The 11,948-nt window shown below is 56.8% G+C and carries 16 protein-coding genes; 7 read left to right on the forward strand and 9 right to left on the reverse strand.

All coding sequences use genetic code 11. The features are described 5' to 3' along the window. Positions 1-109: 109 nt before the first annotated feature. Positions 110-523 (forward strand): Hpt domain-containing protein, encoded by a 414-nt coding sequence (locus AACZ86_RS02550; protein ID WP_339689118.1) that lies wholly within the window; start codon positions 110-112, stop codon positions 521-523. A gap of 16 nt (positions 524-539) precedes the next feature. Here the strand turns inward: AACZ86_RS02550 and bfr are convergent, their stop codons facing one another. Both bfr and AACZ86_RS02560 read right to left on the reverse strand, forming a co-directional pair. Continuing rightward, entirely contained in the window at positions 540-1,016 is a 477-nt protein-coding gene (bfr, locus tag AACZ86_RS02555; RefSeq protein ID WP_335653457.1) for a bacterioferritin, read from the reverse strand. Between the two features lie 121 nt (positions 1,017-1,137). After that, a complete protein-coding gene (locus AACZ86_RS02560; protein ID WP_082788199.1) occupies positions 1,138-1,308 on the reverse strand; it encodes a (2Fe-2S)-binding protein in 171 nt (56 codons plus the stop codon). A 130-nt stretch (positions 1,309-1,438) separates the two neighbouring features. Here AACZ86_RS02560 and AACZ86_RS02565 point away from each other — a divergent pair, with 130 nt between their 5' ends. After that, positions 1,439-2,338, forward strand: a complete 900-nt coding sequence (locus AACZ86_RS02565) for a hypothetical protein (RefSeq protein WP_339689119.1) — start codon at positions 1,439-1,441, stop codon at positions 2,336-2,338. On the opposite strand, the gene AACZ86_RS02570 is transcribed toward AACZ86_RS02565, so the two are convergent. Continuing rightward, the gene (locus AACZ86_RS02570) at positions 2,333-3,568 is read right to left on the reverse strand and encodes a DUF418 domain-containing protein (protein ID WP_339689120.1); all 1,236 of its coding nucleotides are present in this window, start codon (positions 3,566-3,568) and stop codon (positions 2,333-2,335) included. The two genes, AACZ86_RS02565 and AACZ86_RS02570, sit on opposite strands and share 6 nt — an antisense overlap. A gap of 30 nt (positions 3,569-3,598) precedes the next feature. Further along, positions 3,599-4,273, reverse strand: a complete 675-nt coding sequence (locus tag AACZ86_RS02575; protein ID WP_339689121.1) for a nitroreductase family protein — start codon at positions 4,271-4,273, stop codon at positions 3,599-3,601. A 155-nt stretch (positions 4,274-4,428) separates the two neighbouring features. On the opposite strand from AACZ86_RS02575, the gene AACZ86_RS02580 reads away from it, so the two are divergent. Then, positions 4,429-5,232: a Coq4 family protein gene (locus tag AACZ86_RS02580; protein ID WP_339689122.1), complete on the forward strand. Its 804-nt coding sequence runs from the start codon at positions 4,429-4,431 to the stop codon at positions 5,230-5,232. 112 nt (positions 5,233-5,344) lie between these two features. Here AACZ86_RS02580 and AACZ86_RS02585 read toward each other — a convergent pair whose 3' ends face one another. The 3 genes from AACZ86_RS02585 to purL form a co-directional block, all read right to left on the reverse strand. After that, on the reverse strand, positions 5,345-5,755 hold the full coding sequence (locus AACZ86_RS02585) for a hypothetical protein (protein ID WP_339689123.1): 411 nt from the start codon (positions 5,753-5,755) through the stop codon (positions 5,345-5,347). A gap of 223 nt (positions 5,756-5,978) precedes the next feature. Beyond that, positions 5,979-6,335 (reverse strand): endonuclease domain-containing protein, encoded by a 357-nt coding sequence (locus AACZ86_RS02590; RefSeq protein ID WP_339689124.1) that lies wholly within the window; start codon positions 6,333-6,335, stop codon positions 5,979-5,981. 189 nt (positions 6,336-6,524) lie between these two features. After that, a complete protein-coding gene (purL, locus tag AACZ86_RS02595; protein WP_339689125.1) occupies positions 6,525-8,732 on the reverse strand; it encodes a phosphoribosylformylglycinamidine synthase subunit PurL in 2,208 nt (735 codons plus the stop codon). A gap of 90 nt (positions 8,733-8,822) precedes the next feature. Here purL and AACZ86_RS02600 point away from each other — a divergent pair, with 90 nt between their 5' ends. Together AACZ86_RS02600 and AACZ86_RS02605 are read left to right on the forward strand one after the other, a co-directional pair. Continuing rightward, a complete protein-coding gene (locus tag AACZ86_RS02600) occupies positions 8,823-9,422 on the forward strand; it encodes a 2-hydroxychromene-2-carboxylate isomerase (RefSeq protein ID WP_339689126.1) in 600 nt (199 codons plus the stop codon). Then, positions 9,419-9,613: a DUF1289 domain-containing protein gene (locus AACZ86_RS02605; protein ID WP_339689128.1), complete on the forward strand. Its 195-nt coding sequence runs from the start codon at positions 9,419-9,421 to the stop codon at positions 9,611-9,613. The genes AACZ86_RS02600 and AACZ86_RS02605 overlap by 4 nt, the downstream gene beginning before the upstream one ends. Here AACZ86_RS02605 and AACZ86_RS02610 read toward each other — a convergent pair. Together AACZ86_RS02610 and AACZ86_RS02615 are read right to left on the reverse strand one after the other, a co-directional pair. Then, positions 9,610-10,017, reverse strand: coding sequence for a DUF2177 family protein (locus AACZ86_RS02610; protein ID WP_339689129.1), 408 nt, complete (start codon positions 10,015-10,017; stop codon positions 9,610-9,612). The genes AACZ86_RS02605 and AACZ86_RS02610 overlap by 4 nt on opposite strands. Before the next feature lie 13 nt (positions 10,018-10,030). Next, a complete protein-coding gene (locus AACZ86_RS02615; RefSeq protein WP_339689130.1) occupies positions 10,031-10,690 on the reverse strand; it encodes a hypothetical protein in 660 nt (219 codons plus the stop codon). Between the two features lie 102 nt (positions 10,691-10,792). On the opposite strand from AACZ86_RS02615, the gene AACZ86_RS02620 reads away from it, so the two are divergent. Beyond that, complete coding sequence (locus AACZ86_RS02620; protein WP_339689131.1) at positions 10,793-11,041, forward strand: exodeoxyribonuclease VII small subunit; 249 nt, start codon at positions 10,793-10,795, stop codon at positions 11,039-11,041. Between the two features lie 4 nt (positions 11,042-11,045). Beyond that, positions 11,046-11,948 carry a polyprenyl synthetase family protein gene (locus tag AACZ86_RS02625; protein ID WP_339689132.1) on the forward strand — a complete coding sequence of 301 codons (903 nt, stop codon included), beginning with the start codon at positions 11,046-11,048 and terminating at the stop codon, positions 11,946-11,948.

An 11,948-nucleotide genomic window follows, 5' to 3' on the forward strand; every position in this document is an offset into this window, starting at 1 on the left:
GGCCGATTTCCGCGATTTTTTTTGCTTTTGGTAACTAAGATTTCACGGGTTGGGCCTTAAGCTTCGGGTCAGCAGCATATTCTCACTATTATATTGCCGGGAGCATTAGGTGCCACCACTGGAAAGCGAATTGATTGACTGGACTGTTTCCGCCCAAACCCGGTCGGCGCTTGGGCCGGATTTCGTCCGGATACTCGGATATTTCCGCGAAGATGGCACGCAATCTGTCAGCAAAATCGAAGACGCCATGCGCGCACATGATCCCGTGGCTATGGTTGATGCTGCGCACAGCCTGAAAGGAGAGGCGCTGCAATTTGGCGCCCTGCAACTTGGCGAAACTGCTGAAACAATCGAAATGACCGCCCGTACCTGCGTCGAACATCACGAAACCCCCGAAGAGATACTTCCTCTGGTAGCCGCTTTACGGCCGATGTTTGAAGAAACACTGGCGATATTGGAACAGGGTGCCAGTCCGGTCGTACAGGAACGCAATCCTCTGGGGGCCAGTCGACGGTTCGGTTGAAACCGCCGCTAACGCCCTATTCGACCGGTTTCGACTGCAGCTGGATATAATTTTCAATACCCATCCGCTCGATCATGTCAAATTGCTGTTCGAGTGAATCGACATGATCTTCCTCGCTTTCGAGGATTTCTGCGAACAGGTCACGGCTGACATAGTCACGCACGCTTTCGCAATGTTCGATCGCATCCTTGAGCATAGGCAGCGCCTCATATTCCAGCTCGAGGTCGGCCTTGAGGATTTCCTCGACCGTTTCGCCGATTTTCAGGCGTCCGAGCAATTGAAAATTCGGCAATCCGTCGAGGAAGAAAATACGTTCGGCCAATTTGTCCGCATGTTTCATTTCGTCGATTGATTCATGCCGCTCGAATTCGGCCAGTTTTGTCACGCCCCAATTGTCGAGCATGCGATAGTGCAGCCAATATTGGTTGATTGCGGTGAGTTCGTTTTTCAGAGCTTCGTTAAGAAACTCGATGACTTTTGTATCGCCCTTCATGGCAGATTCCTTCCCGCTATTTTGCAAATCCATTGCCTGACCCATACAGTATTTTCGCGCGAAGCGAAAGCACGGCTTTTATAGAAAAGGCAGTTATTTCAATGATTTGCTAACGAGAATGCTAAGCGGTCGCAAGTTGTGATTTGATAATCGTCTGGGCGAATGCGAGACATTGTCCGCATTTTGGCTTGCGGCCGAGCTGGGCATAGACCTGGGATGGTCGGTCTGCGCCGCTACGCACGGCGGCTCTCAGGTCTTTTTCCTTGATCGCATTACAAACACAAACAACCATAACAGCTCCTTACAGCGACTCGTATATCGCTAATGAGAATAGATCGCAATAGCGAAGTGGAGATCGACTATTTTGTTTCCATCGATCGAAAATGGGTTAGATCGGATCACTGAACGAACAAAAGGTAGTCATGCGTAAAATCTCTCCCGTTTTCTTGTCCGTTGCGGCGGTTGTCGCTTTGGCTCCGGCAAATGCTTCTCCTGAAGCTGATAGCGAATGGGGTCATGCCGACGCCGAGATGGCGGAAGAAGGGCCCGCTTCCCGGCTTTTGCAGATCAAGGAGCTTTGGCAGACTCTGCCATTGGAAATGGCCGAGGAATTGCAAGAGTTTCGCGCATCGCTCGACGAGGAGTTTGCCGCGCGATTGGTCCCGACAGGAGCGGCGGAACCGGGCTGGAAAACCAAAGGTATCGACCTGCCCAAATATCTCGAATCCTTGCCGGGAGGCATTGATGACAACGCGCTGCTGACCGTCGGCGAGGTTCCGATGCTTCGGTTTTTCGGAAAAATCTCCGCCGATATACTGGCCGATTGGGAGTTTATTCAAGCGGGCTCGGAAGCTGTCGGGCCGACCGCAGCAAAAGGAGGCGATTTTCTGGCCATCAGCCCGCACCATATTATTTTCGTGGCCAACGAGGAAATACAGACGGGTAACGCCAGATGCATGAAAACAGCGGTGGAAAGAGCCGCAGACCATGCGACCGTCTACCGATATGCCGGCGTGCCGTTTGACCCCGATAGCGATGCCTCGCTGGAAGCCGAGGCAGAGGCGATCGTGCTGCATGCTTTGATTGGCGGTCTGCGTTCGCCCGTTCTCTGTTCGATCGTCGAACGGGACGGGGAGGGACAGTATAGGCATTTATCATACACGCCCAGCGGTCGCCCGCTAGCCGATATGGACGATCCGAACGATCATCTGGAATTTACGTCATCAATCGATCTGTATCAGTTGCTTAACGTAAACTATAGCAGCGAAGCTGCCGGTGATGAACCGTCGGATACAGCCGAAGAGGCTACCGAAGCCTTATGACAAGCGCATCGGTTGAGCCTGTCCTTTGGCTAGACTCCGCCAGAGCCATTCCAGCGGCCCGTAGCGGAAGCGCGTCAGCCAGGGTCGGGACCAGAGCAGCATGAGCGTCCAGGCGCCAAGGACGAAAAGCTGTAGTTCAAACCGGCCGAACTGTTCGAAATATCCCAGTCCCCAGCCATAGAATATGAAGGTCATAAGGATGCTGGTACCAAGGTAATTTGAAAAGGCAGCACGGCCTGCTGCTGCGACGCGCTGGATGGCTGCACTATGTTGAAAGCGCTGGGTGATGAAAATGAGCAGCGCGACATAGCCGATGATCATCAGCAGCCGCGGTAAGACCGACCAGGCCTGGGTGATGTTCATCATCCAGATTGTGTTGAAGCCCTGTGCGTAGGCGATACCGGCAAAGGCAATGAACAAGGGCAGGCTGACGGCCATCATCCATAGGCCAATTTTCAAATAGGTGGCTCGGCTTTCCTGCCCGAGAATGAAGCCGTTTTTATAGAGACCCATGCCGATCATCATCAACGGGATCGTCTCGATCGGGCCGAGCATGAGATTCTGCAATGGTGTCGACCATTGCTCGAACAGATTATAATTTAATATCCCGGAGAAGCTGCCCTGTAACCTTGCTGTCTCGGCCGCCACATCGGCGGGTAACGTCCCCAGATCGGCATAGATTTCCGAGATCTTGTCCAGCACTTCCTGCGGCGGATTGGCCTGTGCGGCTTCCTGTAACAGAAACAACATCGACGCCAGGCTTGTGATCAGCATGATTGCGCCGATTACATAAGCGATGACACCCCATTGTATAAGCCGTTCCGCGCTCCAGTTGCGAAACAGGAACAGCACGCAGCCTGATCCTGCGTAGAGAAATAATATGTCGCCTATCCATAAGAAGAAAAAATGGAAGAGGCCGAATATGGCGAGCCAGAACATGCGGAAGAAATGGACTTTTGCTGCCGATTGACCGCTGGCAATCGCGCGTTCGATGACCAGAGCGGTGCTGGCACCGAACAGCAGCGAGAACAGACCGCGCATCTTGCCGTCAAACAGGATGAAATTCGCCGCCCAGCTACCGAGGTCGAGACCGGAGGCATGGCTCGAAACGAGCGGATTTACAAAGGCCATTTCCGGCTGGGCGAAAGCAGCAATATTGATCGCCAATATGCCCATCACGGCAAAGCCGCGCAGCGCGTCCATAGCCAAATAGCGTTGTGACGCGCTCATCCCATATGCTCCAACTGTATTATTTGGCTACTACAGCCACGAGGCAATAGCGTCCAGCGGTTTCTTGATCGTCGCGTGGGCCGGGATCGTCGCGTCGGGAGCGGGCTTGCCGACCACCAAAACCATCATCGGCTTCTCGTTGGCCGGCCGATCGCAGAGCTGGTTGAGAAATTTCATCGGATTGGGCGTGTGGGTGAGGGTTGCGAGACCCGCGTCGTGGAGCGCGGTTATCAACATGCCGGTGGCAATGCCGACGCTCTCGTTGACATAATAATTCTGTTTCATCTCGCCCGGATTCATACCGCCTTTGCGCTGGCCGAAAATGACGATCAGATAAGGCGCGGTCTCCAGAAACGGCTTGTCGGCATCGGTACCGAGCGGTGCCAGCGCCTCCAGCCATTCTTCGCTGCCCTTGCTTTCGTAGAAAGCGCGCTCTTCTTCTTCGGCGGCGGTGCGCAGGGCTTTCTTCTTGTCCGGCGTTTCGATCACGGCAAAATGCCACGGCTGGTGATTGGCGCCATTGGGCGCGGTACCGGCGGCCAGGATCGCATTTTCGACGACCGCCCGGGGAATGGCTTCATCGGTAAAATAGCGGCAGGTGCGGCGCGTTTTGATCGCCTGGTAAAAGGCCTCTGACCGGGCGATGCGTTCGGCGTCGGAATAATCCGGCAATTCGGTATAGGGCAGGGTGTCGTGCGGTTTCAAATTTCTGTCTCCCGCGTTCAAGGTTGGTCAACATCCGGATCAAGAAGGCCCGTCTGCAGGTCAAAAGGGAATAGCGGTCCGGATAGCTGGGCAGCGGCATCTAGGAAAGTCAAAACCATATTGACACCAATGTTAGTAAGCAATATATATCGCGCATGAAAATCAAACATGACTTCTCCGCACCGAGCGATTCGCAAGCACCGTTCGTCCATCCGGAACGTCCGGCAGCCCGCTTTCGTCCCCTAAAGGCGCTCCATCATTTCCGCGAACTGATCAAGGACAAGGAAGATACCGAACAGGTATTCCATATCTTTGAATGTCTGCCGCGACCCGGCTTCCGTAAGGATGCCAAAGCCTTTGTCGAAAGCGACAAGGGCAAGGCGCTGCTCGAAAGCGAACCCGAACTCGCGGCCTTGCTCGACGACCACGAACGCCTGCGCAAAATGCCCGCCGGCAGCCTGGCCCATGCCTATTGCGATTTCATGGAAAAGGAAGGCCTGAGTGCAGCCGGCCTGATTGCCGAATATGACCAGTTCAGCCCGCGCAAATATGGCGATCTGATCGAATGGTATGGTTTCCGCCAGCGCGACACCCATGATTTGCTCCACGTGCTTACCGGCTATGGCCGAGATGCGCTGGGTGAAGCCTGTGTGCTGGCCTTCACTTATGGCCAGAACCCGTCACTGGGTAATGTTTTCATCGCTTATGCGGCGGGACTGAACATGAAGAAACAGGTCAAGAGCGACGCGCCGATATTCAAGGCGATCCGTGAAGGCCAGAAAATGGGCAAGGCCTGTCCGCGGATCAACGAAGAGAATATCGCCGAGTTGCTGGCCCAACCGCTGGACGCCTTGCGCGAGCGCCTGCACATCAGGCCGCCGCATTTCTACCACGAAGCGCACGCGAAATTCCGGGCGCGTAATGTTGATCCTTATGACATGCTGGCGCAGACGGCTTAGGCTTGTGCGTCATCCCAGCGGAGGCTGGGATCCAAGTCAGGGCCTGTTAGATGCGCCAGACGGGTTTAGACCCCAGCCTACGCCGGGGTGACAGATTCACCGAGATTGTCTGCTATCGGCGCAATTCCTTGCGGATCACCAGTTTCAGGCCGGACCAGATCTCGTTCACAGCACAGACCTTGATATCGACCAATCCCATCGGCAGGGCGACTTCGCGGATACTGTCTTCGGTGATGTCTGTTTCGACCTTGGAAGCCTTTTTCGGCCAGCTTACCCAGATTTGACCAGCGGGATCGATTATGTCGCGCAGGGTCGCGAGATGGGATTCCATGATTGCGCGTTGGCGAACGAATATATGGGCGGCATGCAGGCCGGGGGTCGGGACCTGCTCTTCCGACAGGGTGAGGCCATAGCTCTCGATTTCCGCACGAACGTCGTCGGGCATATCTGGCAACCAGACGCGCATGCCGTCCTTGAGATTGAGCTTTTTTGCCAGAGGCGTCCCGGAATATCCTGAAACCATGATCACTCTCCTGTCATTTCGTCTTCAGTAACGCACGGAGGGACGATTGGTTACAAAGGCAAATCGCAAGCTGCCAGAGGGGGCACATTGACCCCTCCGTCATCGCTACGCGATGCCACCTCCCCGTGCCTGCGGCACAGGGAGGAAGATGTTGTGACGATTCTTTCCTCCCCGTTGCGTAGCAATGGGGAGGGGGACCGCTGCAAAGCAGTGGTGGAGGGGTCTAGCCCAGGCCCTGAATATACCGTAAAATCCGGTCCGCGACATCTGCCGGATCATGCAAGACTTCCTGCGCGGATATCCTGATGGTTTCAATGCCTTGGAGAGACAGGTCCCGTTCCCGCCGTTCATCGCGCTCGGGACGACTTCCCATATTGTGTGCCATCCCGTCTACTTCGATTCCCAGTTTCGCCGACGGACAATAGAAATCCACTATATAGGAGCCGATAGGGTGCTGACGACGGAATTTGATGCCGAGCGGTTTCTTGCGGAGTTGTTGCCACAGCATGATTTCGGGCTTGCTCATGGTTTTGCGCAGTTGTCTTGCCTTCAGGACGGTCTGTCTGGTTGTTCTTGCCATGGCCCCTCCGTCATCCGCCTTCGCCAAGGCTTCGGCGAACGCCACCTCCCCATTGCTTCGCAACAGGGAGGAAAAGTGTATCACGAATGGCGCTATTCGGGGACGCCCAGGCCACAACTGTCAAACCAAACTTTTCCTCCCTGTGCCGCAGGCATGGGGAGGGGGACCGCGCGGAGCGTGGTGGAGGGGCTAGTCTTCCATCCAGTCGCGGAAGAAGCTCTCGTGCGCTTCCCGCAGATCGCTCACCGCAATCGGCTTTCCGTTGAGCACGAGCTTGTCGCCCTTCACCTGGCCGATTTTTTCGAACGGTACTTTCTCGCGATCGAGATCGTCTTCGTTGCGATAGGTGATGACATAGCGGCCCTGCGCTTCGCTGAAGGCAAAAGCGCTGGTCATCTGGTCGATTTCGGCGCCGAGATTACCGGCCAGGGCCATTTCGGCGAGCGTGACGGCAAGGCCGCCGTCGCTGATATCGTGGACGGCAGTCACCTTGCCGTCGGCAATCAGCTCGCGGACGATGCGGCCGGCCCACTCTTCATCCTTGAGATCGACTTTCGGCGGCGGTCCGTCGGTGCGGCCGTGGATTTCGCGCAGCCAGGTCGACTGGCCGAGTTCCTCATGATGAAACCCGATGGTAGCGATAAAATCGCCCTCCTGCTTGAACCCGATGGTCATCATCTTGTCGAGATCGTCGATCAGCCCGACCGCGCCAATTGCGGGGGTCGGCAGGATCGCATGGCTGACGCCGTCGGCGCCTGTGGTTTCGTTATAGAGGCTGACATTGCCCGATACGATCGGCATGTCGAGCGCCTTGCAGGCTTCGCCAATGCCTTCGATCGTACCGACAAATTGCGCCATGATATGCGGTTTTTCGGGGTTGCCGAAATTCATGCAGTCGGTGGTCGCCAGTGGTTTGGCGCCGACCGCGCAAAGATTACGATAGGCTTCTGCGATCGCCTGTTTGCCGCCTTCATAGGGGTCGGCCTTGCAGTAGCGCGGGGTGCAATCGGTGGTGATCGCCAGACCCTTGTTGGTGCCATGAACGCGAACCACTGCGGCGTCGCCGTCGGAGCGTTGCGCCGTGTCTGCGCCGACCTGGCTGTCATATTGTTCCCAGATCCAGCGGCGCGAGGCGAGGGCTGGACTGGCCAGCATCTTGAGCAGATCGGTGCCAATGTCTGTGTTTTCCGGAATGTCTCCGATCGGCTGGATATTGATATGCGCGGCATATTCTTCGCGGGTCAGATGCGGGCGGTCGTAAAGTGGCGCGTCGTCTGCCAAAGGCCCGAGCGGGATATCGCAGACGGTCTCGCCCTTGTGGGTCAGGACCATCCGGCGGGTGTCGGTGACTTCGCCGATTACCGCGAAATCCAGTTCCCATTTGGTGAAAATCGCTTCGGCCATTTCCTCGCGACCGGGTTTCAGGACCATCAGCATGCGTTCCTGCGACTCGCTCAGCATCATCTCGTAAGCTGTCATTTCGGTCTCGCGGCAAGGCACCTTGTCCATGTCGAGAATGATGCCGACTTCGCCATTGGTTGCCATTTCGACGCTGGAGCTGGTCAGTCCCGCTGCACCCATATCCTGGATCGCGACGATTGCGTCGCTGGCCATCAGTTCGAGACAGGCTTCGATCAGCAGCTTTTCGACGAAGGGATCACCAACCTGCACGGTCGGGCGCTTTTCCTCGATATCGTCGCCGAAATCTGCGCTTGCCATGGTCGCGCCGTGGATGCCGTCGCGGCCGGTCTTCGAACCGACATAGACGATCGGATTGCCGACGCCGCTCGCTGCCGAATAGAAAATCTTGTCCGCGTCGGCCACGCCAACGGTCATCGCGTTGACGATGATATTGCCGTCATAGGCGGGATCGAAATTGGTCTCGCCGCCAACCGTCGGGACGCCGACGCAATTGCCGTAGCCGCCAATGCCCGCAACCACGCCCTTGACCAGATGCTTCATCTTCGGATGGTCGGGCCGGCCGAAACGCAGCGCGTTGAGATTGGCCACTGGTCGCGCGCCCATGGTGAATACGTCGCGGAGGATGCCGCCGACGCCGGTTGCCGCACCCTGATAGGGCTCGATATAGGACGGATGGTTGTGGCTCTCCATCTTGAAGATCGCCGCCTGACCGTCGCCAATGTCGATGACGCCGGCATTTTCGCCGGGGCCGCAAATGACCTGCGGGCCGGTGGTCGGCAGTTTCTTGAGATGCAGGCGCGAAGATTTATAGGAACAATGTTCCGACCACATGACCGAGAAGATGCCGAGTTCGGTGATATTCGGCTCGCGGCCGAGCGCGTTCAATATGCGCTGATATTCCTCCGCATTGAGGCCATGCTCGCGCACGGTTTCGGTGGAGATCCGGGGCTCTGCAATCATCGTGTCTGTGCTCATGAAGACCCTTTAACGAGGCGCGGCAATTTCGCCTAGAGGGAATTGATGTTTCGGCGTGCTGCTTTAAGGATAGGTTCAAAGGAGCAACCTATGTCCGAGACCATCGAGCTGATTTTCGATTTCGTCAGCCCCAATGCCTATCTGATCTGGCAGCCGCTCAAGGCGCTGGCCGACAAACATGGCGCGACCATCGCAATCACCCCGGCCTTTCTTGGCGGGATGCACAAGCTGACCGGCAATGCGCCGCCGTTCATCCGCGATGCGGAGGTAAAGGGCAAGAATGAATATGCGATGCTCGAGATGAACCGGTTCATCCAAAAGTATGGGTTGAGCAAATTCAGGATGAACCCGAAATTCCCGTTCAACACCATCACGCTGCAACGGATGCTGGTCGCGCTCGCACCGGACAAGCGGGTCGCGTTCATTGAAACGCTGTTGCCGCCAATCTGGGAAGAAGGACTCGACGTGACCGATGGTGAAACGCTGGGCAAGATATTGCAGGACGGCGGCTTTGATGCGGCCGATCTTGTCGCGCAGACCCAGGACCCGGCGGTCAAACAGGCGTTGATCGACAATACGGAAAATGCGGTCGAGCGCGGAGCCTTCGGCATCCCGACCATCTATATTGATGGCGAGATGTATTTCGGCAAGGAACGGCTGGGCCAGATCGACGATCAGCTATCCGCGTGAAATCGCCCTGCAACGATATTTGCACCATTGATCGTCCGAGCGGTCTGTGTGTCGGCTGCGGGCGCAGTCTGTCGGAAATCGCCGAATGGGGATCGGCTTCACCGAGCCGGAAGCGCGAGATATTTTCCCTGCTGCCGGAAAGAATGCAGGCGCTAGACGAGAAGCGGAAGGGCCGCCACGAAGGCGATTAAGCCTTCACGAATTTCAGCACTAGGAATGCAGTCAGCGCTGCGGTCACGCCGGTGGCAAAGGTGCCCCAGGCGATGTCGTACAGACTGATCTTGGTCGACCACACCTTGAGCACGGCCTGGCTGGTGAGGTCATAGGTCGCATAGGCGATCCCGCCGAACAGCGCGCCGTTGAGCAGCGCAGTGGTCCACTGGCCGCTGGCCAGCGCCGGCTTGATCCCGAACCAGACGATGCCGAACAGGTAGATTGCATAGAATATCATCGCCGGCGCCTTGCGGAACTCGTCGGCCATGATCTCGCCGATGACCGGCCGGTACAGGGTCCCCGCCATATTGCTGAGCCAAAGATAGTCGAGGATGCCGAAAATGATGGCGGCGATGAAATAGGCGGCGATATATTGGGTCATGATCGATCCTGTTTTAGCGTTGCTTCAATATGCGTGTTCGTCCCACCCACCATGCCGCGAGAGAAGCGACCGAAAAGGCGAACAGGCCAGTGAGCTTCATCGCTATATCAGCGGTTTCGGGCTCTGGGCCGAACCAGTTGACCGATTGAAAGACCAGCAGCAATACGGCCAAAAGGCCAAGGGCATATTTGGACCGGCTGGAAATGGGCTGGCTCCGGATGACGTAAAAGGCCAGCGCGCCAAAGGTGATCGCCAGCTCCAGCGGCATTTCGATCATTGGATAGTTCCACAGGGCAAAACCCATTTTCGGCGGAGAACCGGCAAGCGTGAGGTCGGGCGCGTGGACCAGCAGGTCGAGAAACCAGTGCGACAGCACGACCGCGCCGCCGATAAGGGCTCTGGTCCGGTTGCGGGTGAACAGCCAGATTAGCAGCGCAAAGCCCGTGGTCCAGATCGCGCTGCCGAGCAGGCTATGGGTATAAGGCATGTCGTATAGGTCGAGCGGCACCATCTTGGTGATTCCGGGGGTGATGCGAAAATTCTCGATACCTGCCAGCGCGAGTCCGAAGAAACCGAAGTCCAACAGCTGTCCGGCGACAAACAAGGTGCCTAGCCCGGGCGCCTTGGGATGCGTCGCGGCAACCATCGCAGGTGCAAAATGGCCAATAAACATGTCTTCTCTCCCGCCTTTTCTTTGCAGGGCTACACTGGAACCTGACGATAGTGAAGCTCAAGCCCTTGACCGCAGCGCAAAGCGTCGTCATTGAATTTCGCCATGAGCGAAACCAATGAAGACCTCTCCAATCTGAACTTCGAGGATGCGCTGAAGCGGCTCGAAGATATTGTCCGCAAACTGGAGAGCGGCGATGTGCCGTTGGACCAGTCGATTGCACTGTACAGCGAAGGCGAAAAACTGCGGGGACTCTGCCAGCAAAGGCTGGAAGCCGCGCAGGCCAAGATCGAGAAGATTACGCTCGATCGCGATGGCAAACCAAATGCTGCAGTAGCTTTTGACGCGGACTGAGCCAATGGCGGCCAACAATAATGCGAACCTTTTGCGGGAAATGGAGCGGGTCGCTGCTTTGATTGACCGACAGTTTGATACGCTTTTGCAGGTTCCCGACGATGCGCGCCGCGAACTATATGAAGCGATGCGCCATGCCGCGATCGGTGGCGGCAAAAGGCTGAGACCTTTGCTGGTGATGGCGACTGCCGGACTGTTCAACGTCGATGAATCCTGCGCCATCCGGGCGGCGACGGGGATAGAGGCGCTGCACGTCTATTCGCTGATCCACGATGATCTGCCGTGCATGGACGACGACGACCTGCGGCGGGGCAAGCCGACCACCCATATTGTCTATGGCGAAGCGACTGCGGTTCTTGCCGGCGATGCGCTGCACGCCCTGGCTTTTGGTCTGCTCGCCGACGAGCGCACCCATCGTGATCCTTTTGTTCGTGCGGAAATGACCGCCTGTCTCGCCAAAGCCGCCGGGCCGGCCGGCATGGCCGGTGGCCAGATGATGGATCTGGTGGCCGAGAACTCGACCTTTGACCTGCCAACCGTGACCCGGCTGCAGCAGCTGAAAACCGGTGCATTGATCACCGCCTGCGTCGAAATCGGCGCGATATTGGGCAGGGTGTCTAACGAAGGCCGCACTAGCCTGCGCGGCTATGCCCATGATCTCGGTCTGGCTTTCCAGATTGCCGATGACATCCTCGACGTCGAAGGCGACGAGGAAAAAGCGGGCAAGGCGTTGCACAAGGATGCAAAAGCCGGCAAGGAAACATTCCTCAGCCTGATGGGGCTGGAGCGGGCCAGAGATCAGGCACAGATGCTGGTGGATCAGGCGAAATCACATCTCAACAGCTATGGCGCGGAAGCCGATTTGCTGCGCGCTATCGCCGAATATACAATTACAAGAGACCGCTAG

The sequence above is a fragment of the uncultured Parasphingorhabdus sp. genome, from assembly GCF_963975735.1.
Lineage (GTDB): Bacteria > Pseudomonadota > Alphaproteobacteria > Sphingomonadales > Sphingomonadaceae > Parasphingorhabdus.